28 protein-coding genes are annotated in these 25,819 nt (G+C 72.4%); 10 read left to right on the top strand and 18 right to left on the bottom strand.

Annotated elements, in window-relative coordinates; all coding sequences use genetic code 11:
- Positions 1 to 26: 26 nt before the first annotated feature.
- The 7 genes from ABZ493_RS05495 to ABZ493_RS05465 form a co-directional block, all read right to left on the bottom strand.
- Positions 27 to 1,574 (bottom strand): DUF4041 domain-containing protein, encoded by a 1,548-nt coding sequence (locus ABZ493_RS05495; RefSeq protein WP_430581171.1) that lies wholly within the window; start codon positions 1,572 to 1,574, stop codon positions 27 to 29.
- Positions 1,571 to 1,954: a hypothetical protein gene (locus ABZ493_RS05490; RefSeq protein WP_430581170.1), complete on the bottom strand. Its 384-nt coding sequence runs from the start codon at positions 1,952 to 1,954 to the stop codon at positions 1,571 to 1,573. Before ABZ493_RS05490 ends, ABZ493_RS05495 begins: the two co-directional genes overlap by 4 nt.
- Entirely contained in the window at positions 1,944 to 2,342 is a 399-nt protein-coding gene (locus tag ABZ493_RS05485) for a helix-turn-helix transcriptional regulator (RefSeq protein ID WP_430581169.1), read from the bottom strand. Before ABZ493_RS05485 ends, ABZ493_RS05490 begins: the two co-directional genes overlap by 11 nt.
- A complete protein-coding gene (locus tag ABZ493_RS05480) occupies positions 2,326 to 2,838 on the bottom strand; it encodes a hypothetical protein (RefSeq protein WP_430581168.1) in 513 nt (170 codons plus the stop codon). Before ABZ493_RS05480 ends, ABZ493_RS05485 begins: the two co-directional genes overlap by 17 nt.
- Before the next feature lie 801 nt (positions 2,839 to 3,639).
- Positions 3,640 to 4,797, bottom strand: coding sequence for a restriction endonuclease subunit S (locus tag ABZ493_RS05475; RefSeq protein ID WP_430581167.1), 1,158 nt, complete (start codon positions 4,795 to 4,797; stop codon positions 3,640 to 3,642).
- Positions 4,769 to 6,343 (bottom strand): class I SAM-dependent DNA methyltransferase, encoded by a 1,575-nt coding sequence (locus ABZ493_RS05470; RefSeq protein WP_430581333.1) that lies wholly within the window; start codon positions 6,341 to 6,343, stop codon positions 4,769 to 4,771. Before ABZ493_RS05470 ends, ABZ493_RS05475 begins: the two co-directional genes overlap by 29 nt.
- 65 nt (positions 6,344 to 6,408) lie before the next feature.
- The gene (locus tag ABZ493_RS05465; RefSeq protein ID WP_430581166.1) at positions 6,409 to 8,478 is read right to left on the bottom strand and encodes a hypothetical protein; all 2,070 of its coding nucleotides are present in this window, start codon (positions 8,476 to 8,478) and stop codon (positions 6,409 to 6,411) included.
- A gap of 175 nt (positions 8,479 to 8,653) precedes the next feature.
- Between ABZ493_RS05465 and ABZ493_RS05460 the strand changes: the two genes are divergently transcribed.
- The 6 genes from ABZ493_RS05460 (at position 8,654) to ABZ493_RS05435 (ending at position 12,303) form a co-directional block, all read left to right on the top strand.
- A complete protein-coding gene (locus tag ABZ493_RS05460) occupies positions 8,654 to 9,190 on the top strand; it encodes a hypothetical protein (protein WP_430581165.1) in 537 nt (178 codons plus the stop codon).
- Positions 9,187 to 9,798 carry a hypothetical protein gene (locus ABZ493_RS05455; RefSeq protein ID WP_430581164.1) on the top strand — a complete coding sequence of 204 codons (612 nt, stop codon included), beginning with the start codon at positions 9,187 to 9,189 and terminating at the stop codon, positions 9,796 to 9,798. The genes ABZ493_RS05460 and ABZ493_RS05455 overlap by 4 nt, the downstream gene beginning before the upstream one ends.
- 53 nt (positions 9,799 to 9,851) lie before the next feature.
- Positions 9,852 to 10,736 carry a DUF4190 domain-containing protein gene (locus ABZ493_RS05450; RefSeq protein ID WP_430581163.1) on the top strand — a complete coding sequence of 295 codons (885 nt, stop codon included), beginning with the start codon at positions 9,852 to 9,854 and terminating at the stop codon, positions 10,734 to 10,736.
- Between the two features lie 100 nt (positions 10,737 to 10,836).
- Positions 10,837 to 11,118, top strand: coding sequence for a DUF3892 domain-containing protein (locus ABZ493_RS05445; protein WP_430581162.1), 282 nt, complete (start codon positions 10,837 to 10,839; stop codon positions 11,116 to 11,118).
- 124 nt (positions 11,119 to 11,242) lie between these two features.
- Complete coding sequence (locus tag ABZ493_RS05440) at positions 11,243 to 11,608, top strand: hypothetical protein (RefSeq protein ID WP_430581161.1); 366 nt, start codon at positions 11,243 to 11,245, stop codon at positions 11,606 to 11,608.
- Between the two features lie 215 nt (positions 11,609 to 11,823).
- Positions 11,824 to 12,303 carry an HNH endonuclease gene (locus tag ABZ493_RS05435; RefSeq protein WP_430581160.1) on the top strand — a complete coding sequence of 160 codons (480 nt, stop codon included), beginning with the start codon at positions 11,824 to 11,826 and terminating at the stop codon, positions 12,301 to 12,303.
- Between the two features lie 14 nt (positions 12,304 to 12,317).
- Here ABZ493_RS05435 and ABZ493_RS05430 read toward each other — a convergent pair whose 3' ends face one another.
- The gene (locus tag ABZ493_RS05430; RefSeq protein WP_430581159.1) at positions 12,318 to 13,310 is read right to left on the bottom strand and encodes a hypothetical protein; all 993 of its coding nucleotides are present in this window, start codon (positions 13,308 to 13,310) and stop codon (positions 12,318 to 12,320) included.
- A 171-nt stretch (positions 13,311 to 13,481) separates the two neighbouring features.
- Between ABZ493_RS05430 and ABZ493_RS05425 the strand changes: the two genes are divergently transcribed.
- A complete protein-coding gene (locus tag ABZ493_RS05425; RefSeq protein WP_430581158.1) occupies positions 13,482 to 13,847 on the top strand; it encodes a DoxX family protein in 366 nt (121 codons plus the stop codon).
- 3 nt (positions 13,848 to 13,850) lie between these two features.
- Here ABZ493_RS05425 and ABZ493_RS05420 read toward each other — a convergent pair whose 3' ends face one another.
- The 7 genes from ABZ493_RS05420 to ABZ493_RS05390 form a co-directional block, all read right to left on the bottom strand.
- The gene (locus ABZ493_RS05420) at positions 13,851 to 14,264 is read right to left on the bottom strand and encodes a DUF779 domain-containing protein (RefSeq protein ID WP_430581157.1); all 414 of its coding nucleotides are present in this window, start codon (positions 14,262 to 14,264) and stop codon (positions 13,851 to 13,853) included.
- A 16-nt stretch (positions 14,265 to 14,280) separates the two neighbouring features.
- Entirely contained in the window at positions 14,281 to 15,804 is a 1,524-nt protein-coding gene (locus ABZ493_RS05415; RefSeq protein ID WP_430581156.1) for an aldehyde dehydrogenase family protein, read from the bottom strand.
- 90 nt (positions 15,805 to 15,894) lie between these two features.
- Positions 15,895 to 17,169: a GAF domain-containing protein gene (locus ABZ493_RS05410; RefSeq protein ID WP_430581155.1), complete on the bottom strand. Its 1,275-nt coding sequence runs from the start codon at positions 17,167 to 17,169 to the stop codon at positions 15,895 to 15,897.
- A 477-nt stretch (positions 17,170 to 17,646) separates the two neighbouring features.
- Positions 17,647 to 18,279: a GNAT family N-acetyltransferase gene (locus ABZ493_RS05405; protein ID WP_430581154.1), complete on the bottom strand. Its 633-nt coding sequence runs from the start codon at positions 18,277 to 18,279 to the stop codon at positions 17,647 to 17,649.
- The gene (locus tag ABZ493_RS05400; RefSeq protein ID WP_430581153.1) at positions 18,276 to 18,911 is read right to left on the bottom strand and encodes a TetR family transcriptional regulator; all 636 of its coding nucleotides are present in this window, start codon (positions 18,909 to 18,911) and stop codon (positions 18,276 to 18,278) included. Before ABZ493_RS05400 ends, ABZ493_RS05405 begins: the two co-directional genes overlap by 4 nt.
- Positions 18,912 to 19,254: 343 nt before the next feature.
- Positions 19,255 to 19,542 (bottom strand): DUF3175 domain-containing protein, encoded by a 288-nt coding sequence (locus tag ABZ493_RS05395; protein ID WP_430581152.1) that lies wholly within the window; start codon positions 19,540 to 19,542, stop codon positions 19,255 to 19,257.
- Between the two features lie 42 nt (positions 19,543 to 19,584).
- On the bottom strand, positions 19,585 to 20,565 hold the full coding sequence (locus ABZ493_RS05390) for a bile acid:sodium symporter family protein (protein ID WP_430581151.1): 981 nt from the start codon (positions 20,563 to 20,565) through the stop codon (positions 19,585 to 19,587).
- Positions 20,566 to 20,726: 161 nt separating this feature from the next.
- Here ABZ493_RS05390 and ABZ493_RS05385 point away from each other — a divergent pair, with 161 nt between their 5' ends.
- The gene (locus ABZ493_RS05385) at positions 20,727 to 21,698 is read left to right on the top strand and encodes an MBL fold metallo-hydrolase (RefSeq protein WP_430581150.1); all 972 of its coding nucleotides are present in this window, start codon (positions 20,727 to 20,729) and stop codon (positions 21,696 to 21,698) included.
- 13 nt (positions 21,699 to 21,711) lie between these two features.
- Here the strand turns inward: ABZ493_RS05385 and ABZ493_RS05380 are convergent, their stop codons facing one another.
- The 3 genes from ABZ493_RS05380 to ABZ493_RS05370 all read right to left on the bottom strand — a co-directional run bounded on the left by ABZ493_RS05380 (position 21,712) and on the right by ABZ493_RS05370 (position 24,480).
- Positions 21,712 to 22,644 (bottom strand): serine hydrolase, encoded by a 933-nt coding sequence (locus ABZ493_RS05380; protein ID WP_430581149.1) that lies wholly within the window; start codon positions 22,642 to 22,644, stop codon positions 21,712 to 21,714.
- Positions 22,641 to 23,525: a LysR family transcriptional regulator gene (locus tag ABZ493_RS05375; RefSeq protein ID WP_430581148.1), complete on the bottom strand. Its 885-nt coding sequence runs from the start codon at positions 23,523 to 23,525 to the stop codon at positions 22,641 to 22,643. The genes ABZ493_RS05380 and ABZ493_RS05375 overlap by 4 nt, the downstream gene beginning before the upstream one ends.
- 88 nt (positions 23,526 to 23,613) lie before the next feature.
- Positions 23,614 to 24,480, bottom strand: a complete 867-nt coding sequence (locus ABZ493_RS05370; protein ID WP_430581147.1) for an SDR family oxidoreductase — start codon at positions 24,478 to 24,480, stop codon at positions 23,614 to 23,616.
- A gap of 159 nt (positions 24,481 to 24,639) precedes the next feature.
- Between ABZ493_RS05370 and ABZ493_RS05365 the strand changes: the two genes are divergently transcribed.
- Positions 24,640 to 25,068: a helix-turn-helix domain-containing protein gene (locus ABZ493_RS05365; RefSeq protein ID WP_430581146.1), complete on the top strand. Its 429-nt coding sequence runs from the start codon at positions 24,640 to 24,642 to the stop codon at positions 25,066 to 25,068.
- Positions 25,065 to 25,700: a nucleotidyltransferase family protein gene (locus tag ABZ493_RS05360; RefSeq protein ID WP_430581145.1), complete on the top strand. Its 636-nt coding sequence runs from the start codon at positions 25,065 to 25,067 to the stop codon at positions 25,698 to 25,700. Before ABZ493_RS05365 ends, ABZ493_RS05360 begins: the two co-directional genes overlap by 4 nt.
- Positions 25,701 to 25,819: the final 119 nt, after the last annotated feature.

The following is a 25,819-nucleotide window of genomic DNA, read 5'->3' as shown; positions in this document are numbered from 1 at the left end:
ACCGGTACCGGACGACGTGACGACCGCTATGCCGGACCGCCCCTGAGCGTCACGCTCTGCCGGAACTCGATGGCCTCCGGCAACTCCTCGAAGGTCAGCACCTCTCCAGCGAGGTCACGAAGCTGTTCCAGCGCATCGTGCGGAGTGGCGTAGAAGTACTCGCGGCGCAGGTTGATCCTGTTGACCCGCCGGTCCGCGAGGCGGCGATGCATCTCGGCCTCGATCCCGACGGCGTCCTCAGAGAAGAAGATCGTATGGACGTCGAAGTTGAACGGCACCGACGCGTCGCCGAGCTCGCGGACCCGGTCCATCGGGTCCAGGCGGCGGGTCATGCCGACCTTGATCATGTGTTCGCCGAACGCCCCGATGTTCGAGATCACATAAACGTAGCCAGCCCGCTGGTTGGCGGCGCGGTAGTCCACGTCCTCGATGGCCCGGTCGACGTCGGCGAGCTGCGCCTGGAGCCGTGCCACGGCCTCGGCGTCGCCGTTGGCCTGCATCGCTGCCATGGCGTTGGCGTAGTGCTCCCGCTCCTTCTGCAGCTTCTCCCGAGCTCGCGCCATCTCCTGCTCGACCTTGCGCTGCTCACGCAGCGCCTCACGAGCGGCTCGGGTCGCTTCCTTCTCCTCCTCGACCTTGGCCAGGTAGTCGGCGACGAGCTCCAGCTCGAGTGTCCGGAGACGTTCGTAGGAGTCGTTGATCTGGATCGCCATGACCGTGCCGAGCCGCTCGATCTGCAGCGCCGTCTTGCGCAGCTTCTCGACGCTCGCCTCGAGCCGGTGCGGCTTGAGCGCCCGGACCAGCGATTCGGCCTCAGCGTTGTAGGCGCGGAGCATCAGCTTGGACGTCTGCTCCACCATCCGGCGCCCCTTGGCTGCGGAGCCTTGCACCGTCCAGCTCGTGTCAGCCTCGATGGCACCGCCGTCCTTGGCTGCCATCGCCTTGATACGACGACGCAGCTCGGCGAGCCGGTCCTTGTACGCGTCCGCCGACTCGAGCGGGTGGTGGTACTCGTAGACGCCGACCTCTTGGAGGAGCGCCGTCTCCTCGAGCAGGACGACCTCCCGGCCGAGGTCCGCCACCCGTGCCGCGAGACCGTCTCGCCGCTCCGTCAGCTGGGCGATCTCCGCCCCGAACCGGTCTCGCGCCGTCGCCCTCTGCTGTTCCATCAGCACCTGCTCGTCGGCGTACGCCTGCCGCGCCGCGGCGAGTTCCTCACGGACGCGGACGATGCCGAGCGCGCCCACCCGCTCAAGTTCCGCGCGCAACTGGGCGTTCTCGGCCGCCAACGCGTCGATCGACGTCGCGAGCTCGCGGGCCCGCTTGCGCGCCCCGAACAGGGGCACACCACTCGTGGCCGAGACCGAAGGCGCGGCTGATTCCGTGGTGGCCTGCGACGCCACCGGACCCTGGGCGGGCGTCACGGATACCGCATCGACCGGCACCCAGAACTGCCAGCCGTCCGGCGGGGCCGGCCAGTCTGCGGGCGGCTTCCACCCGTCGGGCGGTGTCCAGCCCTCCGGTGGCGCCGGCCAGTTAGGCGGGGACTGGTACCGGTACTGCGGTGCGGTCATGTGTTCTGCTCCAGGGCAGAGGTGAGCTGCTCGACAGTCAGCTCGAACGGCAGGGAAAGGGTCTGTCCAGCGATGCGACTGCATTGCGCGGTGAGGTCGGCGCGAATGTGTGGCCAGAACTGCGCGACAAGTGCTGGAGGTGACGGCGGGTCACCCGCGCCCAGCCCGACGGCGAACAGACTGCTCCCCCGATACTGCTCGGCGCTCGCGTCAGCACTGCGGACGGTCACGTCGGCGCCAACCAACCAGTGGTCCGGGTGTCCCTCTCCAGGCTCCGTAGCCTGAAACTGAAGTTCGACCTGCACCCGGGGAGCAAAGGGGTCCTGCACCCGCTCTCCCGATGACTTGACCAGGAAGGCGGAGGAGATCTCAGCGGGCATGCTTCACCGTCACGGGGGCTGCCGACCAGGCGGACGGCACGGTGTCGGGGAGGTCGGGGAGAGTGACCTGCGCCTCCCACGCACGCGTGGGCTCGCTGAGCACCCGGCGACGCCGTTCGCGACGCGGGATCACCGGCGCGTCCGCGCTCACCGGCTCGACCTGGAGGCGCACCCGGTAGCCCAGCGCCCTGAGCACTCGGCCGAGCGTGGCCATCCTGACGTTGCCGTCGCCGTTGAGGATCTGCGAGACCCGGCTCTCGCCGACACCGAGCCGCTCGGCGAGCTCCCGCTGCGAGACCCCCGCCGTCTCGCGGGCACGGTTCATCGTCGCGACGGCGTCGACCGCGAGACGCGCGGCGCTGCGATCCAACTCAGTCTGGTCGGTCATGGCTGACATCCTCTTCTCGTACCTGCTTCGCCCTGTAGATCTCTCGATCTGGCGTCTTGCGTTGTGCGGGCGGCTTCACGAACGCGGTGGCCAACCGGATGAACTCGTCGAAGTCGGGGAGCTCGGGTGGTGCCCAGTACCCGTCTCCCTCGAACCCGAGCTTGGGGTCGTAGCCACCCACCCCGTCCGTGTCGAAGAACGTGATGCGGAGATTAAACCGCTTGATCTCCCAGACCCCGTCGCGGAGGCGGTTCCAGCCCCGCGGACCGGGCAGGTCACCCTCGTCAGCAAATCGCTCGAACGCCGCCTCCAACCAGGCCCGGTGGGTGATCTGCTCGTCGTGCTCGAGGTCCGGCGCCGACGATGGGTCGACGAGTCCGTCTGCCAACTCGTCCAGGAACGTGGCGACAGGTGACGTCACCCCGTCGGCCCGGACGGCGCAGGCGATCTCGTGGATCCGACCGTCGGCGAGAACCCTACGCTCGACTTTACCCATGTGTGAAGCCCTCGCATCTCCGGTCCGATCTCGATCGCGTCACGGTCACCGTGCCGGGAGCTCAGTTCCGCCGACCGAGCGACGGAAGCCCGCCGCGGCGCGCCTGGGCGCGGAACAGCGAGTCGTCCAGGTCCTCCGACGGGGCACGGACCTCGAGGTCCGCGAACGCTCGGTCGCGGATGCGACGCTCGCGTCGTTCGATCGGGTCCAGACGTTCGCGCAGTTGCCGGCCGGACGACGGCGACCGTTCCGCGCGGTCCGACCCACGGCTCGTCGTGGCCCCGCGGGCGGATTCCTTCCGCTTCGCCTTCGACGTCGGTCGCGGCCCGCCAACGGGCGCCCCCGAACCGGGGCACGGCCGCGTTCCCGCGGTGTTGAGGTGCACGGGAACGCGCTCCTCGGACGCCCCCGAGATCGTCCGCCCGCACCGGTCGCAGTGCACACGACCGCTGCGAACGGACACCGGCTCGGCCTGTGCTCGACGACGCCGGGACGGGTCCTTGCGGAGCATGATGGTGGGCTCGCGACGCGCGGGCCCAACCGTCGCCTGTGGTGGGTGCACGGCCCCGCCACCCGGACACCACTCGCCCGTCCGCTTGTCCTTGTGCACCGAGACCTTGCCATCTCCCTGCACGACCAACGCCCGCCCGCACTCGCACGTCACTCGCCGGCGCTCCGGAGCCGGGCGGTTGACCACGACAGCGGGTCGGCCCGCAGAAGTGCGCGGCAGTTCCCGCACCGGCGCCCGCGCGACCGTCGCGGCATTGACAGGTCCCCGGACCAGGCGGACACGCCCCTGGCTCACAGTCCTGCCATCTCCGCCGCTTCGCGCACGCGCAGCTTGCCCGACATCAGCTGCGGGAGGAGCGTGTCGCGCATTGCCGCAAGCCGGGAGTTCTCCCGGCGGTGTTCCAGTCCAAGCAACGCCAGGCTGTCCAGCCGCTTCCCGAGGGATGCATCTTCGGAACTCGGAACTCGGATGCGCAAGCCTGCCAAGGATGCACGTGGGAGCTCGGTCTGTCCTGTGCTGCCCTCCGCCAACGACTCGATCGCATCTTCCATCGCGAGCAAGGAGTGTCCCGCGCACGTTGGGTCAACCTTGTGCGGATCAAGCCTCACGATCGATATGTGCGAATCGACAGTTGCTCTACCTTCGCCGAGCCAACGCGCAACCCGCCCGAGCGAGCCCATTCCCGTCGAATTCACTAGCACGTCGCCGAACTGAAGAATGCGATCCGACTTTAGCTTTCTATCCTCGGTCCGTCGCGCGGGCCCCAACTCAACCCTAGGCGTTCTCACGCATCTCTGGCCGAGCACGACAGTTGTTCCATCGATCTCGTCACTGTACGAGGGTGCTATCCCACGCGACACCAGAGTCGACACATCCCCGACCACGACGGATCGGGAACCCTGACTCACCGCATGGTCGAAGAGCGCGGCAGCAAGCCCTTCCGCGGTGGCGGCGAGGCGGGTGTTGGACGCGATCTTGTCGTCGAGCACACCCAGGACCTCGGCGATCGCGCGCCGGTCATCGGCGGGCGGAACGCTCAAAACGAGTCCATCCAGCGCGCTCTTGGTCAGCTTCGGTTGCGCCGATCCGGTGAGGTACCCAGTCAAGTCAGTTGACTCGATTGCGTAGGCCAAGAATCTCGTGTCGAACGGTTCACGGCCCCTTAGCACATGAGCGTGATTGTTTGGCCAGAACCGTCCATCAGTGAGGTAAGCGATGGGCAGGCTGCGCGATCGGAGGTTTTCGCCATCCTCAGACACGAGCAAGTACTCGCCGTCCAGGAGGAACCCGTCGACGTGGTCGACGACCCCGGACGCCCCGTAGTACGGGTACGGACCCGCTACACGATCAGAGGATTTGACCGGCCTGCGCACTGAATCAAAGTTCTCGGCCAGATGTCCGACGGTCGTTGCACTCCACTCACCCACGGACCCGCTCCAACTGCTCACGCACGACCCGCTCCAACCGCGCGGACTCGTCGAACTGCTCGAAGAGCTCTTTGGTGAGCCGTGCGATCTTCTCCTCCACCGGCTCGCCGTCGTCCTCGGCCTCGGCGGCGCCGACGTAACGACCTGGCGTCAGTGCGTACCCGGCGTCCTTGACCTCCGCGAGCGGCACCGTCTTGCAGAACCCGGCGACGTCGTCATACTCCAGCCCGGCGTCCGCAGCAGACGCGGTGCCGCGCCACGAGTGGTACGTCCCGGCGATCTTCGCGATGTCATCGTCGGACAGCGCGCGCTCGGCGCGGTCGACCATGTGCCCCAGCGACCTCGCGTCGATGAACAGCACCTCGCCGGCCCGGGCGCCCTTGTCCTTGGCGAAGAACCACACGCACACGGGGATACCGGTGGACCGGAATAACTGCGTCGGCAGCGCGACCATGCAGCTCACGAGGTCCGCCTCGACGAGCTGGGCGCGGATGTCGCCCTCTCCCCCGGAGTTCGACGACATGGACCCGTTCGCCATGACGACGCCGGCAGACCCACCCGGCGCGAGCTTCGACAGAATGTGCTGGATCCAGCCGTAGTTGGCATTCCCGGCGGGCGGGACGCCGTACTTCCAACGGGCGTCGTCGGTGCTGCGCGCCCAGTCCTTGATGTTGAACGGCGGGTTCGACATCACGTAATCCATGGGCACGTCGGGGTGCAGGTCGCGGGCGAACGTGTCGCCCCATCGCGGCCCGAGCTGGCCCGTGAGCCCATGGATGGCGAGGTTCATCCGCGCCAACTGCCAGGTGCGCTGGTTGAGCTCCTGCCCGTACACGCTGATGGCTTGCGGGTCGGCGCCGTGCCGCTCCAGGAACTTCTCCGCCTGGACGAACATGCCGCCCGACCCGCACGCCGGGTCGTACACGCGCCCGGAGTACGGCTCGAGCACCTCGACGAGCACCCGCACCACGCTGGGCGGGGTGAAGAACTCGCCGCCGCGCTTGCCCTCGGCGCGCGCGAACTTCTCCAGGAAGTACTCGTACACCTCTCCGAGCACGTCGCGGGCCTTGGACACCTTGGTCCCGTCCGCCATCACGCCCGTGAACCGGGCGGAGGAGAACAGGTCCACCAGCTCGCCCAGGCGCCGCTGGTCCACGCTCACCGAGTTGAAGATCGTGGGCAGGGTGCCGAGCAGGGGCGGGTTCGCGCCCATGAGGTGCGTCATCGCGTCGTCCACGAGCTGTCCGATGGACGCCTCGTGCTCGTCCGGCGTCGCGGTGCGCCCCTTGGCGTGCCGGGCCAGGTAGGCCCAGCGCGCGCGCTCGGGCACCCAGAACGCGCCGGCACTGCGGTACTCGTCGACGTCCTCCAGCAGCGGCGCGGCGTCGTCCTCGGAGAGCCCGTCCGCGACGCACTCGGCGAGGATCGCCTCCCGCCGCTCCTCGAACGCGTCCGAGACGTACTTGAGGAACACCAGCCCCAGGATCACGTCCTTGTACTGGCTGGCATCCATCGAGCCGCGCAGCTTGTCCGCGGCCTTCCAGAGCGTGTCCTTCAGCTCCTTCATGGTGGTCGCCGTGGCGACCGACGGCGTGGCCGCCTTCTTCCTGGGGGGCACTCGGTGTTCCTTCCTCATTCGGTGGCCTCATCCTGGCCACCGCTACCGACAAGGCGTACGACGCCGCTCGCGACGCCGTCGACCAGCGTCGCGGCAAGCTCTTCCAGCCGCGCCAGCTCCCGACGGGCGGCGGCCGCGCGGTCCGCGACGGCGTCCAGGGCCCGCTCAACCGGGGCGGCCTGGTCCGCGGGCAACAGCCGCACCCGCCACGACCGCCACCGCTTGGCGTCCGGCGCCTGGGCCGCGATCTCGCGGGCGAGGACCTCGGGCAGGAGGCGGTGCCCGACGTCGTCGCCGTCCGGCGCACGCACGCGCAGCACCCACGCCGGGTAGACGACGGCGGAGAAGCCGTCACGATCCACGGCGGCCGCGGGGCGCGGTGTCGTCGTGACGACGACGTCGCCCGGCTCGGTCAGTCGCGCGTCGGCGTGCTCAGCCACCAGCCTCAGCCGGTCGACCGCCCGCGAGCCCCACGCCGCGTCGCCCAGCAGCTCCTCCGGGCCCAGCACGCGCGTCAGCGCGGGATCGCGCTCCGGCGCCGGCACCACCATCGACGGGTCGAGGCGGAGCCCGGGCAACCGCCGCGCCCGGCCGTCGTCCACGAGAACGCCGAGCATCGCGTCCCGCACGGGCGTGGCCACGCCCCGGCGCACGGAGACGTCGAGCGCGGGGCGCGTCTCGCCGTCCAGCCGCTCCGCGAGCTCTCGCACGCGCACGGTCGAGGCTCCGCCGTCGTCGCGCGGCACCTGGACGAGTTCGCGGGCGGACTCGACGAGCGACCCCCCGCGCGCGAGCACCTGCGGCAGCCGCGCGAAGCGCGCAAAGCGGAACGAGTGCGCGCGCACGGCGTCCGCGCTGTCCAGGGAGGCGACGACGTCGGTGAGCAGGTCGTCCAGCACGGCCCGGTCGAACGCGGCGCCGGGACGGACGTCCGAGAGGTCCGCGACCATCGTCCAGCGGTCCTCGATCGCGACGTCCGGGTGCGCGTCGCCCAGCACCCACAGCGCCAGCCTCTGCCGCGACCGGTCGGTGACGAGGCCAGGCGGCAGCAGCACAGCCGTCCGCAGTCGGTGCGTCCGTAGCAGCGCCGACCGCGCCGACTCGACCGACGGGCTCGACGCCGCCTCGACGAGCGCGCTCGCCGGGCCGACCACCACGGCCCGCTGGCCAGGCCCCAGCGACAGGACGACCTCGTCGACGCGGGCCAGCGCCTCCTCGTCCGACACGTCGGCGACGCCGACCTCCGGCACCTGGCACACGACGACCGCCTCGGTCGGCAGGTCGCCGTCCTCGAGCGTCCGGACGTCCCAGCCGTGCGCGACCAGACGGCGTCGCGCGAGCCGCCGGCCCTCGCCCCGCGGCACCATCGCCGTCGGGACGTCGACGGCGTCGGGCGCCGCGAGGATCGCGTGCAGGAGGTCGCCGCACCCGGGCGCCGGGCTCGCGACGACGTCGGCCTGGGCCACCGCCTCCACCACCCGCGCCACCAGGTCCAGCACGGCCGGCGCGAGCGCGGAGCGGGTGAGATCGAGCCGGCCGGCGCGGTGACGGTCGGCGAGCACGGCCTCCGCCGCGCGGCCCGGCGAGTACGCCGCCGACGCCATGAGGTCAGCCAGGGCGCACGTTGCCGGGAGGGACGCCCCCAGCGCCGCCACCTCCCGGTACAGGAACTCGTCGTCGGGATCGAGCTCGTCCGCCAGGTCGAGCACGTCGTCGGGCGACAGGTCCGCGAGCGCCACCTCCCCGTACGCGCGCAGGCACAGCAGCGCGAGGAGGCCGTCGGTCGGGCGGGCGCCACCCGGCCGGGCGTCGAGCACGCCCCGCACCGCGACGTCTGCGGCGAAGTGCGGGTTCTTCCCCAGCCCGGTGCGCTCCACCCACGCGACCACGTCCGACGCACGGAAGCGCGGCGGGCCGGCGTCGTCCGCGACGGGTGGCGGGAACGGGTGGGGGCCTCCGGCGTGGCGCGTGCGCCACATGGAAACCACCGGTCGCTGCACGCCCGCCGTGAGCGCGATGTCCGGCAGGGACAGGGTCAGGTCGTCCAGCACGGATCGCGCCGGTCGCGTCGATGTCGGGTCCATCGCGCCTCCTCTCTTCGCGCCCAGGGTAGGGCCACGGCGCCTTCCACCCGCGCCACGACGACGCGATAAGAGGCTTTATCACCCCTCTTTCTGACACCGCCCCGCCCAAGAGTCGATGCTCCTGCCAGACGGGTCGGCACCCCCCCACCCACCACATCGACGCAAGGAGCCGATGATGAACCACGACGCACCGGACGACGGCCGGCTCAGCACCGCGCCGCCCCCGCCGGGCGACGTCCGGACGACCGACGCCCGGACGACCGACGAGCGGCGTTTCAGCCGCGGGACCGTGGTCGCCTCGGCGCTCGGCGGGATGGTCGTCGGAGCGTCCGTCGTGGCGCTCGCCCTGTCGCTCGGCGAGGCGGAGCCCGCCGGTGACGTCGCCGACACCGAGCCCGGGTCGGCGGCCTTCGAGGCCGCCTACGCGGACTGCGGGCCCAGTGACGGTCTGGAGCTCGTCGACGACGGCACGACGCTCGCGCTCGACGCCCAGGGCGAGGAGGACTTCAGCGGCGCCAGCTACACGACCGTCGACTGCGTGCTCGGTGCGCTCGAGGCGCCGTCGCGCGTCACCGAGCTCATGAACTCCACCCGCGCGCTCGACGGCAGGCAGACCGACAGCTGGGACGGCGTCACCGCGACGTGGAGCTACCACCCCGACACCGGGCTCGACCTGCTCCTCACCGTCGCGCCGGCGGGGGACCCGACGTGAACGGCGCCGGCGCCCGGCCCCGGCCGCTGTCCCGATGGCTGCGCGAGCACCGCGCGGCGGTCGCTCTGGGCACGGCTGCGACGCTCCTGGTCGCGTACGCGGCGGGTGCGACCGTCGTCGCCGTCGACCGGTCCGACGAAGCCCGGGCCGCGCAGGCCCAGGTCGCTGACACCAGCGGCGAACTGGGCTCGACGCGCGACGAGCTCGACTTCGCCCTCGCCCGTGCGGAGGCGGCGGAGGGCCGGATGGAGGACGCCGAGGCGGCCGCCACGACCCGCCAGGCAGAGCTCGACGAGCGTGAGTCCGGGCTCGACCAGCGTGAGCAGGACGTCACCGACCGCGAGAAGGCCGTGAGCAAGACCGAGCAGAAGATCGAGGAACGCCGCATCAACGAGGGCGTCTGGACCGTCGGCACCGATGTCGAGGCCGGCACCTACCGCACCACCGAGTCCGTCGCCGGCGACTGCTACTGGGCGATCTACCGGTCCGGCACCAACCAGGACGACATCGTCCAGAACGACATCGTCACCGGCGGCCGCCCCTCCGTCACCCTGCGCGACGGCCAGGACTTCGAGACGAACCGCTGCGGCACGTGGGACAAGCAGTGACCCCGCGCGAGCCGCTCCCCCAGCACTCACCCGACACCACCGAAGGAGTTCCCATGTCCACCACCCCCAACGGCCCGACGTTCGAGCCGCTCCCGGTCCCCCCGCTCCCCCCGGCCCTCGGCACGCCGCCCCCGGCGCGAGGCAACGGCCTCGCCGTGGCCGGCTTCGTCGTCGCCCTGGTCGCGCTGCTGCTGTCCCTGATCCCCATCGTCAACAACGGGGCGTTCGTTCTCGCGCTCGTCGGCCTGGTGCTGGCGATCGTCGGCCTGGTCAAGGCCCGCCGTGGTGCGCCCCGGCAGGGCATGGCGGTCGCGGGCATCGTGCTGGCCGTCGTCGCCGGCGCCGCCGTCCTGGCGTCGCAGGCCTTCTACAGCTCGGTGCTCGACGACGTCGCCGACTCGCTCGACGACACCCCCGCCGTCACCGGTGAAGGTGCCCCGGCCGAGTCCGATGCGGACGTCGCGGACCAGGCCGCCACGGACGAGGACGTCGCCGCCGACCCCGAGCCGGCCCCTGCTGAGGAGGGCACCCGCGACAACCCGTTCACGTTCGCCGAGACCGTGGGCAACGACGACTGGACCGTCGACCTCGGCAAGCCCCACGAGGCCTGGGCGGACATCCGCGCCGAGAACCAGTTCAACGAGGCGCCCGCCGACGGGATGGAGTACTGGATCGTGCCGGTCGAGGCGACCTACACGGGCACCGAGACCGGCACGCCGTGGGTCGACCTCACGGTCGAGTTCGTCGGTGATGACAACGTCACCTACTCCGACTCGTGCGGCGTCATCCCCGACGACCTCACCGACGTCGACGAGCTCTACGAGGGCGGCTCCGCCAAGGGCAACGTGTGCGTCGCCGTCCCCGCCGGGGCCCCCGGTGCCTGGACGCTGACGGCCGGCTGGTTCGCCGACCCCGTCTTCTTCCGCGCGAAGGGCTGACATCCGCGGGCGGGCGCGCAGGTCCACGCCCTGCGCGCCCGCCGGTCACCCACGACCGCCAACAGCACGACCCCGTCCATGCGAGAACGAGGAGCCGACCATGCCGTTCATCCACTCCGTCCGGGTTGCCGACCCCGGTACGCACAACGAGCACATCGAGGCGGTCGCCGTGTCCCAGCTGACCACCGGTCCGCTCCGCGTGGCGTCCCGCGACGCCGTGCACACGGACATCGTCCGAGGCACGCGGTACCGCACGCTGCACCCGGTCACGCACGAACAGACCGACGTCGTCGCGCGCATCAGCCCTCGCGGCACCCGCTACATCGCGACCGTCGCCAACGGCACGGAGACCGACAACCTGCTGCGGCTCCCCCGATTCTGAGCGGGGGATCTGCGGCGTGTCTCCAGCAATTCACCCGCTGCGACCACTCCTCAGCAGTCTGCGCATTCAACCCGCACGGTACTTTCCAGGCATCGATAGGACCGACGAATGGAGAAGACTGAAAGTGTCCATCAAGGCGCTCCACTTCCCGCACGATCACACGGCACCGATCACCGAAGTGACGGTGGACGAGAAGAACGCGATGAACTACTACCGATACGTTCAGGGCGGCCCTGTCGAGGGGGGATATCTCAACCTCGGCGGTCTCGACGTCGTCTGCTACGTCAACTCCAGATATGCAGCCTTGCCCGAGGACCTCGTCAATGAACGGGCTACGGCGCTGTTCGAGGTCGCCGGGGTGGGGATGTACGGCGGAGCCATCAGAGGAGACTCACTTCTGGTTCGCGGGGCAGGACCGAACGGTTACGAGCGCTCGCTCCCGGCCGACTTCGCGGCGTTCTTCCTCGACACCGCCCACTCCGAGATCTGAGAGCGCTCTTCCCACAACTACGCTGCACGACCCCGACGAGCGAGGTGAACGTGGGCGACGCTGAGACTCTCAGGATCCTCCGTCGTCCGCCACCTGGCCGGCCTTTGCCCTGGACTTCCGCGCCTCGGCGGCATACTTTCACCTCGGCAGCATGCTGTGACCGGATTCACACGGCATGCCCGGCTGGCCGGACCGAGGGTGGAGGGAGCGGAGCCGTGGCCGACGTCCTGGTGCTCAACGCGGGCTACGAGCCCCTGCACCGTGTGTCGGTCAAGCACGCCATCACGATGCTCGTCCGGGAGGTCGCGGTGGTCGAGGAGGCGGTGGAGGGCCACCGCTTCGGCCCGTACCCGATGCCTCGTGTGCTGCGCCTGGTGCGGTACGTCGCGATGCGCTGGCGGTACCGCGGCGCGGGGCGGCCGGCGGTCACCAAGGACGGCGTGAAGCGTCGCGACGGCGTCTGCGCCTACTGCGGCGGCCCCGCGGAGACGGTCGACCACGTGATCCCCCGCTCCCGCGGCGGCGACTCGTCGTGGCTCAACCTCGTCGCCGCGTGCGAGCCGTGCAACGGGCGCAAGGCCGACCGCACCCCGCTGGAGGCCGGCATGCCGCTGCTGCTCGCGCCGTTCGTCCCGCCCGCGGAGCACGGGCTGGTGCGCCGGCGACGGCGCGCCACCGCGCCGGCCGCGGCCTGACGCCCCGGGACGGTTCAGGCCGCGGGCTCGTCCTCCGGCAGGTCGGGCACCACGGTGAGCGACCCGGTGGCGGGCAGGGCGTTCGCGCCGCCGCGGTCCGCCGGGGTGAGGGCGCGGGAGGCGATGACGCTGCTCGCGAAGTTCGCGTGGCACTCCGTGCAGTACCACTCGGGGGTGGGCACGGGCACCTCGAAGCCGCCGTAGACGACATCCGGCTCGGCGTTCATCACGTCGTCCTGGAAGGTCATGCCCCACACGATCCGCTTGGTCTTGCCGCGCGCGCCGCAGCCCGGGCACTGCGGGCGCATCCGCGCGCGCTGCGACGCCACGGTGTGCGCGTGCAGCAGGTCGTGGCACTGGCCGCACAGCAGGTGCACGTCGCGCACGAGCTGCTCGAGCGTGCGCCCCCCGGCGGTGGTGGTGCCGAGGCGGACGGCGCCGTCGTCGTGGGCCTGCATGCGGTGCACGTCGACGAACCGCTCGCAGGTGGCGCAGCGCTCCTCGCGGCGCATCGACCAGCCCGTGACGGCGCGGTGGCCCAGGATGCGCAGGGCATGCACGTCGGGGCCGGTGGCACCGGCGCCGCAGTCGCCCGGGTCCAGCGTGTGCACCGGGCCGCCGCGGAACTGCTCCGCGACGCCGTCGAGCACGAGCCGGGCGTGCTCGGGCGGCAGCCAGCCGGACGTGCCGGTGTACGTGTCGGCCCCCTCGAACAGGTCGGCCCACACGATCGGCCGGTCGGGGCCGAACAGGTCGTCGCTCACCCAGCTCTCGCCGTCGCTGGCGCCCATGAGCTCGACGGCGGCGACCACGCCGGCGTCGCCGAGCACCGTGACGACCACGTCCCCGCGCTGCGGACCGTCCGGGCCCGCTGGCAGCCGGTGCTCCGGCGAGCGGGTCGCGATCGCGACGGACTCCGTCAGCCAGTCGGCCGACCAGTGCAGGTACACGGAGGGCACGAGCCACGCGGGCAGCGCCGACAGGGAGGGGAGGGTCTCTCGGGTCACCGGGAGAACATATCGGGCGCCGACCCTCCGACACCACGGGCGCGGTCGTTCCTGTCGCGTCGTGGCCGCGCTAGGTTCCCAGCAGGTACGACGGCGTCGCCGCTCCACACCGTGCACGACACCTGGCACCGCCGCCGCCCCGCCGACGAGCTGCTGCCGCGAGGAGGCACGATGAACATCGGACTGTGGGTCGCCGCCGGGCTGCTGGCCCTGCTCTACCTGGCGGTGGGTGTCGCCAAGCTCACCCGTCGCCGCGACCGGCTCCGCACCGGCATGGGGTGGGTGGACGACTTCCCCGTGCTGGTGGTGCGCCTCATCGGCCTGGCGGAGATCGCGGGCGCGCTGGGGCTGATCCTCCCGCTGGCCACCGGCGTCCAGCCGTGGCTCACGCCGACGGCTGCGACGTGCCTCGTGGTGCTGCAGGCGCTGGCGATCGCGGTGCACGTCCGCCGCCGCGAGCTGGCGCAGCTGTGGGTCAACGTGCTCCTGCTGCTGGCCGCCGCGTTCGTCGCCGTCGGGCGGTTCGCCGGCTGGTGATCCTCAGTGCGGCGCGGACCACTCCGCGTCGGTGAGCAGCCGCGACCGGATGAGGAACCGCACGCCCTCGGGCGCCTCGACGCTGAACCCCGCCCCGCGGCCGGGCACCACGTCGATCGTCAGGTGGGTGTGCTGCCAGTACTCGAACTGCGCGCGGCTCATCCAGACCGGCACGGTGAACTCCTCCCCCGTCGCGCCGGGCGCGTCGTCCGGCCCGTCGACGAGGCGCAGGTCGCCCAGGTGCACGTCGGCGTCGCCGAGCAGGAAGTCGCCGTCCGGGTAGCACATCGGGCTGGAACCGTCGCAGCAGCCGCCGGACTGGTGGAACATCAGCTCGCCGTGCTGACGCCGCAGCCGGGCGAGGAGCCCGGCCGCGGCGTCGGTCACGGCGACACGGGAGACCCCGTCGTCGCTCATCGTCCCCTCCGCCGGCCTAGAAGAACCCGAGCTTCTGGCCCGAGTAGCTGACCAGGAGGTTCTTGGTCTGCTGGTAGTGGTCGAGCATCATCTTGTGGTTCTCGCGCCCGACGCCGGACCCCTTGTACCCGCCGAACGCCGCGGCCGCGGGGTAGGCGTGGTAGCAGTTCGTCCACACGCGCCCGGCCTCGATCGTGCGGCCGGCGCGGTACGCCGTCTCGCCCTGCCGGGACCAGACGCCGGCGCCCAGGCCGTAGAGGGTGTCGTTGGCGATCTTCATGGCGTCGTCGAAGTCCGCGAACTCCGTCACGGACACGACCGGGCCGAAGATCTCCTCCTGGAAGATCCGCATCGAGTTCTTGCCCTCGAACACGGTGGGCGTCACGTAGTAGCCGCCGGCGAGGTCGCCGTCGAGCTCGGCCCGGTGCCCGCCCGTGAGCACCTTGGCGCCCTCCGCCTTGCCGATGTCGATGTACGACAGGATCTTCTCGAGCTGGTCGTTGCTCGCCTGCGCGCCGATCATCGTGTCGGTGTCCAGCGGGTTGCCCTGCTTGACCGCCTTCGTGCGCTCCAGCGCGTCGCCGAGGAACTGGTCGTAGATGTCCGCCTGGATCAGCGCGCGCGACGGGCAGGTGCACACCTCCCCCTGGTTGAGGGCGAACATCGTGAACCCCTCGAGCGCCTTGTCGTAGTAGTCGTCCCTGGCCGACGCGACGTCCGAGAAGAAGATGTTCGGGCTCTTGCCGCCCAGCTCCAACGTGACCGGGATGATGTTCTGCGACGCGTACTGCATGATCAGGCGCCCGGTCGTCGTCTCGCCCGTGAACGCGATCTTGCGGATGCGCGAGCTCGACGCGAGCGGCTTTCCCGCCTCGACGCCGAACCCGTTGACGACGTTGACGACGCCGGGCGGCAGCAGGTCGCCGATGAGGTCCATGAGGAACAGGATCGACGCCGGCGTCTGCTCGGCCGGCTTGAGCACGACGGCGTTGCCCGCCGCGAGCGCCGGCGCCAGCTTCCACGTGGCCATGAGGATCGGGAAGTTCCACGGGATGATCTGCCCGACGACGCCGAGCGGCTCGTGGAAGTGGTACGCGATCGTGTCCTCGTCGATCTCGGAGATCGACCCCTCCTGCGCGCGGATGGCGCCCGCGAAGTAGCGGAAGTGGTCGATGGCGAGCGGGATGTCGGCGGCGAGGGTCTCGCGGACGGGCTTGCCGTTCTCCCACGTCTCCGCGACGGCGATCTTCTCGAGGTTCGCCTCCATCCGGTCGGCGATCCTGTTGAGCACGTTCGCCCGCTCGGTGACGGACGTGCGCCCCCACGCGGGCGCCGCGCCGTGCGCGGCGTCGAGGGCGCGCTCGATATCGTCGGCGTTGCCGCGCGCCACCTCGGTGAAGGTCTGGCCGGTGACCGGGCTGGGGTTCTCGAAGTACTGGCCGCTCGACGGCGGCACGTACTCCCCGCCGATCCAGTGGTCGTACCGCGCGCGGTACTCGGCGATCGCCCCGGGCTGGCCGGGGGCTGCGTAGACGGTCATGCTGCCTCCTCGCACGTGCGGCGCCTCGTCGCGCCGCGATGGACGCGACGGTAGGAGGCTCAGGGTTGCAGCCCCGTTGCAGTCAGGCCGTCACGAGAGGGTCTCGTCCAGCAGCCCCGCACGGGCGCGGGCGCGCACGGCCTGCGGGCTGCCGGCAGGGGCGACGCCGAGCAGGCGGGTCCAGGCGGCGTGGTCGTCGGCGCCGTCGGCGCCGCGCACCCAGGCGTCCAGGGCGTCGGGGTCGCCGGCGGCCAGGACGGCGGCGCGCACCTCCGCGGAGAGCTCCGCCCGCAGCTGCTCGACGCCGGGGGCCACGGACCGCGGCAGCAGCGGCGCGTAGGCGTCGACGGCGGCGCCGACGTCGCCGGTAGCGAGGGCCGCGCGCACGTCGTCGGCGTCGGTGTGCAGGGGGCGGGCGAGCCGGTAGGGCCGCGACCCGGCGAGCAGCGAACCCGCGACGTGCCGCAGCCGGGAGACCTCGGCCCGCACGGTGACGTCGGACAGCTCGCCGGGGTGCAGCAGCACGGCGAGCTCGTCGGCGGCCAGGCCGCGCGGGTGCTCCGCGAGCAGCAGCAGGATCTCGGCGTGCCGCAGCGACAGCGGCCGGTCCCCCGCGGGCGTCCGCAGCAGCGGGCGGCCGAGCACACGGAGGTCGACCGGCGCGATGCCGGACGGGTGCGGGGCCGCGCCGGCGCGGGTCGCGAGCTCGCGCTCCACGGTGGCGACGGTGGCCCGCACGAGCGACAGCACGACGTGCGTCGCCGCCGCCCGGCGCCCGGTGACGTCGAGCACGCCGACCACCCGTCCGGTGCGGGGGTCGCGGATCGGCGCGGCAGCGCAGCTGAGCTCCTGCACGGGGCGTGAGAAGTGCTCGGCGCCGATCACCTGGACGGCGCGGCGGGTCGCGAGCGCCGTCCCCGGCGCGTTGGTGCCGACGCTCTCCTCGCCCCACACCGCGCCCTCCACGAACCCCACCCGTTCCACGGTGCCGCGCAGCCGCCGGTTGCCCTCCACCCAGAGCAGCCGCCCGATCTCGTCGGAGACCGCGACGACGAGCCCGTCGTCGGCCGCGCCGTCGACCACGAGCTCGCGCACCACGGGCATGACCGCGGCGAGCGGGTGGGCGGCGCGGTACGCGGCGAGCTCGGCGTCGCCGAGCGCGACCTGGGGGTGCGGTGTGTCCGGGTCGACGCCGCTGCGCAGGGACCGGCGCCACGAGTCGGCGACGACGGGGTCGATGCCGCCGGGCGGCTCGCCCGTGCCGAGGAAGCGCTCGTACGCCGCGCGCACGGTGCGCGGATCACGACGCGCGGCTGCCGCGCGGGCCCTGTCCCCGCGCGCCACCGAGGCGGCCGAGCGCTCCACCGCGACCTCCCGACGTCGTCGTCCGGTGCGTGCGAGCCAGTCTAGGGGCGGCGTCCAGTCCGTCGAGGATGAGGTCACTGTCGAGATGCATCGTAGATTGCACGATCCGCCGGCAATGCACCCGCTCTTGACCAAGGGGTGAGGGTGCGCAGTTCAACGCTCCACGGTCGCAGCACGTTCAAGAGACACGCGTCAGAAACCACCGATTCTGAGGCACGTCAAAATCGGGTTCTGGAGGTCTCAAACCTCGGCGGTCGCGCTGGCCGGCTGCCCTTCCGAGTGACCTTGGTGGGACCGGCCGCGGGCGCCGAGAGTGCTCGTGAGCGCTCATCGGTCAGATCTGAGTCGCGCCCGTCGAGCTCAGGACGACCGGGGCCGAGAGAGCACACCGGGCGCCGGCCGCGGCCGCATCGGTGCGGTGGGGGTGGTTGAGGCCAAGGTCTCCGTGGCCTCCGAAGGCATCGCGAGGGCCAGGCGTCAGAGCGATCCGGTGTAGAGCATGGTCTTCAAGACCGATGGCTTGCCGTTGTACCGATACCTGATGTCCTTGGTGGCGGCGCGGGTCATTCCTCGGGACTCGTAGAAGCCGTAGGAGGACTTGTCGTCGGTGTACAGGAAGTAGTCGGTGCGGCCGTGGTCGCGCAGGTAGTCGCAGAACCGCTCGTACAGGCCGCGCCCCACACCCAGGCCGCGCGTGTCTGCGGCGACGGCGAACAGGGTGAGCTCATCGGTGGTCGGCGCGGCGGTCCGCTTGCGGAGCTCGACGCATGAGGCCGCCAGGCGGGGGTACTTCGCCAGGGACTTGTACTGGGCGATGCCGGTGATGACGGCGCGGGCCACGCTGGCAACGGTGGCCAGGCGGTGGCCCCAGTGGCCGGGCAGGGAGGACTGGCCGGGGATGCGGCCGCAGATGATGCCGACCACGTTTCCGTCAGCCTCTGCGACCTGGGCCCAGGTGGAGGTGGCCAGGCGATCGCGGAGGTAGACCTCCCGGGCGGGCTCGCGCAGGTGCGCGGCTCCGACGGTGGCCACGATGGCGAATGCCTCGTCGAGGATGGTCTTGACCGCCTCGGCGTCGGCAGCCCGGTAGTCGCGGTAGGTGACGTTCACAGGTCGGTTCCGTTCTGAGCGACGAACGTGGCAAGAAGGCTGGCAAGGTCGCTCAGCGTGGCACGTGCCTGGTCGTCGTCTCGATGACGCAGCCAGGCGCGCGCCACGCCGTCGACCGTGGCGACGGTCAGTTGCGCTACGGCGCGCGGGGGCCTGGCGAGGGTCCAACTCAGGTCGGTGACGAGGCGTTCGAGGGCTTCGGTGGCCTTGTCGACGGCAGCCCGCTGCTCCCACTCGGCCAGCTCGCGCAGGTCAGGGTCACGCAGGGCCAGCTCACCGAGCTCGAAGAGGACCAACTGGGCATCAGGGTCGGCCTCGATAGGCGTCCACTGCGCCAGGAGCAGCGCCTCGAGGACGTCCGCCGGGGCTGCGGAGGGCACGACGGAAGCCCAGAGGGCGTCAAGATCGACATCGATCTCCGCGGCCAGCAGCGCGCGGTAGAGGTCTTGCTTGCCCTCGAAGCAGTAGTGGAACGCCCCGTGCGGCATCCCCGCCTCCTGCGTGATCGCCCGCGTCGAAGCGGCCGCGACGCCCTCGCGAGCCATCACACGCAACGCCGCCTCGACCAAGAGCCGGCGACGATCAGCGACCCGCATCTGCTTCCGTGAAATACCACTCGAACCTTTGGCCATATGGCCAAGGTAGCCTGTAGGCCTCAAGTTGGCCAGTCGGCCAGGAGTGGGAATTTCGGGGACCACGCCAGCCCCGCGTGTCACGTGCAACACTGTTCAGAACCGACCGTTTCTGACATGGCCGGACCGCGCGCTCGACGCGCGGGCGACACGCCGTTCACAACCCGCTTCACAACCCCCGGCTGGTTCAGAACCCCGTGCGGGGGTTGTGACGCGGTCGCAGCAGGGGCAGTCGTAGCGTGCAGCGGGAACCACGCGGGAACTTCGCACGTCGCGCGCGGTGCGTCCGGGTTCGTGCAGGGCGCAGCGACATGTCTGTGCAATCTGCGCCGCACGTCGACGGTCACTCCCGGCCGAACGCCGCGCGCAGCTCGTCCTTCGCCCGCTCGAGGACGTCGCGCTGCGCGGCGGGGAGGTTCTTGCCGGCCCGGTTGACGTAGAACGTCAGCATCGACATGGCCGACTGGTACGCCGAGCCCTTGCGTCGGTCGCTCGCCTCGGCGGACCGCTTCAGGGACGCGGCGATACGCGCCGGGTCGTCCCAGGTGAAGACGTCGTCCTCCAGGTCGAGCGCGTCGGAGTGCTCGGTGACGTCCTGCGACCACCGCTCGCCGTCGTCGTCCTTCGCCATGCCCTCGACGCTAGGCAGCACTCCCGGTGCTCGCAGCAGGCGTCAGTCGCGGAGGGCGAGGCGGCGGGCGAGCACGGCGCAGACCACGAGCTGGAGCTGGTGGAAGATGATCACCGGGATCGCGATCACGCCGGCCGCGGCGACGGGGAACAGCACGCTGGCCATGGGCAGGCCGGTGGCGAGGGACTTCTTGGACCCGCACATGAGCAGCGCGATCCGGTCCTCGGCGGGCAGCTTGAGCGCGGCCCCGCCCCACCACGTGAGGCCGAGCATGATCGCCAGGAACACCCCGCTCACCACGAGCAGCACGACGATCGCCCACCCGGAGGTGCCGGCCCAGACGCCCGCGGAGCTCGCCGCCGCGACGGCGGAGAACACGACGATCAGGATCGTGCCGCGGTCGACGGACAGGGTGAGCCAGCGGCGGGCGCGGACCCAGTCGCCCACCCACGGCTGCAGCAGCTGGCCCACGACGAACGGCAGCAGCAGCTGCAGCAGCACGGTCTGCAGCCCGTCGAGGCCGTGCCCGGCCGTGGCGCCGGCGCCGCCGTCGGCGTCGGTCATGAGCCACAGCACCAGCAGCGGGGTGAGCACCATGCCGAGCACGTTGGACACGGTGGCGCCGCAGATGGCGCCCGCGACGTTGCCGCGCGCCACGGACGTGAACGCCACCGACGACTGCACCGTCGACGGCAGCAGGGACAGGTACAGCATCCCCGCGGCGAGCGGCGCGCCGACCAGCGGGGTGATCGCCCACGCGACGACGAGGCCGAGCACCGGGAAGAGCACGTACGTGGCGACGAGGATGCCGCCCTGCAGGCGCCAGTTGCGCAGCCCCGCCCACACCTCGCGGGTCGAAAGCCGCGCGCCGTAGACGAGGAACAGGACCGTCACCGCGACGTCCGCCGCGACGTCGACGACCTGCTGCACGCCCGGGCCGACGGGCACCACCAGCCCCAGCACCATCACCACGACCAGCGTGACGACGAACGGGTCCACCCAACGGCTCAGCACACGACGCACCGGGCGAGTGTAGGGAGTGCAGCACCGGAGGCGCGGACACGTCCGCGCGGCACCGACCTGACCACTCATGCCCGAAGCGCATGAAAGGACCGTCTCGAGTCTTGGCGGGCATCGATCGCGAGGTGGCACGGTCGTGGCCCCGACGACCCGAGGAGACTGACATGACCCCGACCGTCCGCCGCCGGACCCTGTTCGGCATGGCCGGAACCGCCGCTGCCGGGGCGCTGACCGGTGCCCCCGCCCTCGCCGCGCCGCGGACGCCGGACCGAGGCACGACCGGCTTCGCCGCGTTCCGCTGGCTCGGCGTGGCGGGCTGGCAGGTCCGCACGCCGCGCGCCCACCTGCTGATCGACCCCTACCTCACCCGGTTCGACACCGGGCTGGCGAAGGGACGGTTCGACCGCGGCACGCAGCTCACGGTCGACCCGGCGGCGATCGACGACGTCCTGGGGCGGCCCGAGCCGGCCCGCCGCGTCACCGCGACCCTGGTCACGCACACCCACTGGGACCACTTCGGCGACGTCCCGCACATCGCCGCGACGCGGGGCGGCACGGTGTTCACCACCCTGACGGGCTATCACCTCGCGCGGTCCTTCGGCGTGGCCGACGACCAGCTCGCGGTGCTCAAGGGCGGCGAGGAGATCGTGCTGGCCGACCTGGTGGTCCGCGCCGTCCGGTCGTTGCACAGCCGGTCCGGCAACGGTGGGGTCTTGTTCCCCGGAGTGCGCCACGCGGTCCCGGAGCGCCCCGCGACCGTCGCCGACCTGCCGGAGGGCGACACCCTCGCCTACCTGCTCCGCGCGCCGTCGGGCCGCAGCGTGCTGCTCCTGGGGGCGAGCGACTTCGACGACGTGTCGTTGCGCGGGCTGCGGCCCGACGCGGTCGCCGTGCCGGTGCCGGCCAACGACGTCACCCACGAGTACGCCTCCCGGCTCATGGACGTCCTCGGTGGGCCGCGGCTGGTCGTCCCCGTCCACTGGGACCACTTCGAGGCCGCGCCGACCGACCCGCCCACCGTGCAGGACCACGGGACGGCCGACCGGCTGCGTGCCACGGTGGCCGCGATCCGACGCGCATCGCCCCGGACCCGCGTCGTCGTGCCCGACTACCGGACGCCGCTCGACCTGCTCTGAGGGGACGGCGGGATCACAGGCGTGCCGGGGGTGCGGTGCGGCGCACCAGGTCGTGCAGCCGACGAGCTGCACGACCCAGCGCCATCTCCGCGGCCGGCTGCGCCCCTGCCGCCACGCTGGACCGGCTGAGGACGACGACGACGAGCCGGCCGCCGTCCGCGTGCTCGACGACCCCCGCCTCGTGCCGCAGGTTGAGCACGGTGCCCGTCTTGGACGACCAGGTGGACGAGTCGCGGTCGAACTCGGGCGCCAGGCGCTGCCGGTGCACGTTGGCGGCGAGCAGCTCGCGCAGCCGGCCGGACACCGCGGGGTCAAGCCGGTGCGGGGCCCAGACCGCGCCGAGGAGGTCGGCCAGATCGCGCGCCGAGGATGTCGTCGACACCGAGACGTCGAGCGACCGGATCACGCTCCCGCCGCTCGCCGTGCTCGCCAGCGCCGCGAAGGCGTGCCCGAGTCCTGGCGCGAAGCGCTCCAGCGCCTCCGCCGGGGTGTCGTCCAGCTCGCCGAGACCGTGCCGGATCTCGACGTCCGGCACCCGGAGCTCGCGCAGCACCCGGCCGACGTGGGCGGGAGGGGTCAGGGCGAGCAGCGCGTCACAGGCGCTGCTGTCGCTCAGCGAGACGGCCAGGTAGAGCAGGTCGTCGAGGGCCACCGACGCGGGGTGCCTGAACCGCGTGATGCCCGGCGGCCCGGTGGTCGTCGCACGCCCCGGGTCGACCACCACCGTCGAGGCGGGGTCGAGCTCCCCGCGACGGATCCGCTCGAGCGTCGCGAGGGCTATCGGGACCTTGACGAGGGAGGCGACCGGGAGCTCGAGGTGCGGGTCGACGCCGACCTCCCGACCGGAGTCGAGGTCACGGACGAGGATCCCCGCGGTCAGGCCTGCCTCGGCGAGCTCGTGCCGCACCCGCCGGACCTCGCTCGCCGCGGCCGCTCCAGCGATCACGCGGTGACCTCGGTGGCCCCGAGGGCGAGCGCGACCGCCTCGGCCAGGGCGTCCATGACGGAGGCCGCCCCCGCCGGATCACCCGGACGCAGCTCCAGGCGGTGGGTACGAGCGAGGTCGACGCCGCCCGGCGACGTCCAGGAGAGCCCCAGCTCGCGCGCCTGCACCGGGGTGCAGAGCAGCAGGTCCTCGCTGGTCGTCACCGCGGCCAGCGCGGGGACCAGCGGGGAAACCCGCACCTGCTGCGGCAGACAGCCTGCGGCGACGGCGTGCCGGGCCAGGGCGTCGCCGACGAGGGCGTTGTCGTCCTCCGGCGTCACCCACACGCGCCGGGGCGGCCCGGGGTCGCCACGGCGCGGGGACAGCTCGTCGAGGTACACCCGCGCCCCGCCGCGCGGGCCGCCCCCGCCCCAGCCCAGCGGGGCGGCCCAGCGTGCCGCTCCGGCCGTGGCCACGACGAGCGCGGCGTCCGCGCGCGAGTCGCGCACCAGCTCGACGCGTCGTGCCGGAGGGGCGGGCAGCGGCCGCAGCACGACCCCCGCCTGCCGGGCGTCACCGATCAGCGTGGCCGTGACCGTCGGCGAGAGGTCCTCCGGGATCACGAGGCGCAGGGGCGGCGCCTCGCGCATGGTCGCCGCCGCCCGCAGGTCGTCCGCCGCCTCGACGACGCGCTCGGCGGCCGGGAGCAGCCGGCGGCCCAGCTCCGTGAGGAACACCTCGCGCGTCGTGCGGTCGAACAGGCTCCCCCCGAGGTGCGCCTCGAGGGCGGCGACGCGGCGGCTGACCACCGGCTGCGGCACGCCGATCGCCGCCGCCGCGCCGGTGAAGCTGCGCCGCTCGCTGACCGCGACGAACGCACGGCAGGTGTTCTCGAGGTCCACGGGGCGATTATCCCCGCCGGCCCCTCCGCGAACGGCGGAGGGTCGGCGGGACGACGAGGCGCCGGCCGGAGCGGTGACGCGCGGGCGCTCAGGCCTGCAGGCCCCGGCGCAGGCCCTCGGCCAGCGGCGTGGTCGGGCGGCCGATCAGCCCGGCGAGCACGCCCGTCGTCTCCGCCAGCAGCCCGGCGCGGGTGTCCGCGTCCAGCGCGACGAGGAACCCGGCCGTGCCCTCGTCGAGACCCGCGGCGAGCAGGGCCGCGCGCTGCTCGTCGGGCTCGACCGGGCGGTAGGTCACCGGACGGCCGAGCACCTCCGTCACGGTGCGGGCGAGCTCGTCGAAGTCCCAGGCGACGTCCCCGCCGAGCTCGTAGACCGCGTCGTCGTGGGCGCCGTCGTCGGCCAGGGCGACGACGGCGGCGGCCTCGGCGTAGTCGGCGCGGCTCGCGCTGGCGACGCGGCCGTCCCCGACCGACGCGACGATCTCGCCGGTCTCCCGGGCCCGCTCGACGTCGGGCAGGTAGTTCTCGGTGTACCAGCCGTTGCGCAGCACCGTCGTGGTCAGGCCGGACGCCGCGAGCAGCTCCTCGGTCGCCTTGTGCTCCGGCGCGAGGACCAGGGGCGAGGTGTCGGCGTGCGGGGCGCTCGTGTAGACGACGCGGCGGACACCGGCGCCCTTGGCCGCGTCGATCACGGCGCCGTGCTGGCGGACCCGCTGGCCGACGGCGGACCCGGAGACGAGCACCAGCACCTCGACGCCGTCGAGGGCGGGGGCGAGCGTCTCCGGGCGGTCGTAGTCGGCCTCGCGGACGACGACGCCGCGCTGCGCGAGGTCCGCGACCTTCGCCGTCGAGCGGGCGAGGGCGACGACGTCCGCGGGTGCGGCGCCGCGGGCGAGGAGGGACTCGACGACGAGGCGGCCGAGGTGGCCGCTGGTGCCGGTGACGGCGATGGTCATGGTGATGCTCCTTCGGGTGCAGGCTCAGGTGGGGCTCGCGGCCGGCCCGTCGACCGGACCGCCCCGCCAGCATGCGCTTACTTTTCGTAAGTGCCAACCCTCAGAGCGTGCGGTGATCGTCACAGTGCCTGCCGGCGGGCTGCGCCGTATCCTGGGCCGGTGACCACCGACTCCCCCGCCGTCGACACTGTCGACCCTGTCGACGCCGGCCCGACCGACGCGATGATCGCCGACGTGTTCTCGCGCGGCTGCACGTCGCGCCAGGCGCTGGAGGCGGTCACCGGGCGCTGGGGAGTGCTCACGGTGGCCGGGCTGCGCGACGGAGCCGTCCGCTTCAACGCGCTGCGCCGCCGCATCGACGGGGTGAGCGAGAAGATGCTCGCCCAGACGCTGCAGACGCTCGAGCGCGACGGCATGGTCGTGCGCGAGGTCCGCACCACCATCCCGCCGCACGTCGAGTACTCGCTCACCGACCTCGGCCGGCGCGTGGCCGACCGGCTCGTCGGGCTCCTCGACGTCCTCGAGGGCTCGGTCGACGAGGTCAGCGCGGCCCAGCAGCGCTACGACGCGCGGCGCGAGGTCTCGTGACGGGTCGCACCGTCGCCGTGCTGCTCGCCGCGGGCGCGGGCACCCGGCTTGGCCGCGGCCCGAAGGCGCTCCTGGCCCACGGCGGTCGGCCGCTCGTGGAGCACGTCGCGGGCGTGCTGTGTGACGGCGGCTGCGACGAGGTCGTCGTCGTGCTCGGCGCCGAGGCCTCACGGGTCGCGGTCGCCGCCGACCTCGGCGCGGCCCGCGTGGTCGTCAACGACGACTGGGCCACGGGCATGGCGTCGTCGCTGCGGACGGGCGTCGCGGCGGCCCTGGAGCCCCGCGGCGGCGAGACTCCGGCGCGCGTCGTCGTCGCGCACGTCGACCAGCCCGGCGTCACGCCCGACGACGTCGCGCGCCTGCTCGCCGCGCACCGCCCCGGCCGCGTCACCGCCTCGCGGTGGGCCGGCGCAGCAGCCCCCGACCACGCCGCACCCGAGCAGCGCCGGCCGCGCTGGGCCCACCCGCTCGTGCTGGACGCCGCGCTCGCCGAGACGGCGGCCGCGAGCGCCGTCGGCGATGCCGGGGCCCGCGCGTTCCTCCGCGCGCACGCCGACCTCATCGACGTCGTCGTGCACCCCGGCGACGGCCGCGACGTCGACACCGAGGCCGACCTCGACCTCCTCGCCTGACCACCCCGAGGTGTTGTGAGCGCGATTTCGGGGGGGAGAGGGACGCCCGAAGTGCACGGGAAAGGGGGCGCCAACACGCGGGGGGGGGGGGGGCGGGCGGCCGGGGCCCGGGGAAAGTG

Source organism: Isoptericola sp. NPDC019482, assembly GCF_040632295.1.
GTDB lineage: Bacteria > Actinomycetota > Actinomycetes > Actinomycetales > Cellulomonadaceae > Isoptericola.
This window is presented reverse-complemented; position numbering and strand designations above follow the sequence as displayed.

Coding starts and splice junctions, on each gene's coding strand:
- ABZ493_RS05460 (WP_430581165.1), top strand. CDS start 8,654: ATGAACCACGACGCACCGGACGACGGCCGGCTCAGCACCGCGCCGCCC.
- ABZ493_RS05495 (WP_430581171.1), bottom strand. CDS start 1,574: ATGACCGCACCGCAGTACCGGTACCAGTCCCCGCCTAACTGGCCGGCG.
- ABZ493_RS05490 (WP_430581170.1), bottom strand. CDS start 1,954: ATGCCCGCTGAGATCTCCTCCGCCTTCCTGGTCAAGTCATCGGGAGAG.
- ABZ493_RS05415 (WP_430581156.1), bottom strand. CDS start 15,804: ATGACCGTCTACGCAGCCCCCGGCCAGCCCGGGGCGATCGCCGAGTAC.
- ABZ493_RS05395 (WP_430581152.1), bottom strand. CDS start 19,542: ATGGCGAAGGACGACGACGGCGAGCGGTGGTCGCAGGACGTCACCGAG.
- ABZ493_RS05450 (WP_430581163.1), top strand. CDS start 9,852: ATGTCCACCACCCCCAACGGCCCGACGTTCGAGCCGCTCCCGGTCCCC.
- ABZ493_RS05445 (WP_430581162.1), top strand. CDS start 10,837: ATGCCGTTCATCCACTCCGTCCGGGTTGCCGACCCCGGTACGCACAAC.
- ABZ493_RS05480 (WP_430581168.1), bottom strand. CDS start 2,838: ATGGGTAAAGTCGAGCGTAGGGTTCTCGCCGACGGTCGGATCCACGAG.
- ABZ493_RS05400 (WP_430581153.1), bottom strand. CDS start 18,911: ATGGCCAAAGGTTCGAGTGGTATTTCACGGAAGCAGATGCGGGTCGCT.
- ABZ493_RS05465 (WP_430581166.1), bottom strand. CDS start 8,478: ATGGACCCGACATCGACGCGACCGGCGCGATCCGTGCTGGACGACCTG.
- ABZ493_RS05420 (WP_430581157.1), bottom strand. CDS start 14,264: ATGAGCGACGACGGGGTCTCCCGTGTCGCCGTGACCGACGCCGCGGCC.
- ABZ493_RS05425 (WP_430581158.1), top strand. CDS start 13,482: ATGAACATCGGACTGTGGGTCGCCGCCGGGCTGCTGGCCCTGCTCTAC.
- ABZ493_RS05485 (WP_430581169.1), bottom strand. CDS start 2,342: ATGACCGACCAGACTGAGTTGGATCGCAGCGCCGCGCGTCTCGCGGTC.
- ABZ493_RS05370 (WP_430581147.1), bottom strand. CDS start 24,480: ATGACCATCGCCGTCACCGGCACCAGCGGCCACCTCGGCCGCCTCGTC.
- ABZ493_RS05385 (WP_430581150.1), top strand. CDS start 20,727: ATGACCCCGACCGTCCGCCGCCGGACCCTGTTCGGCATGGCCGGAACC.
- ABZ493_RS05470 (WP_430581333.1), bottom strand. CDS start 6,343: ATGAAGGAGCTGAAGGACACGCTCTGGAAGGCCGCGGACAAGCTGCGC.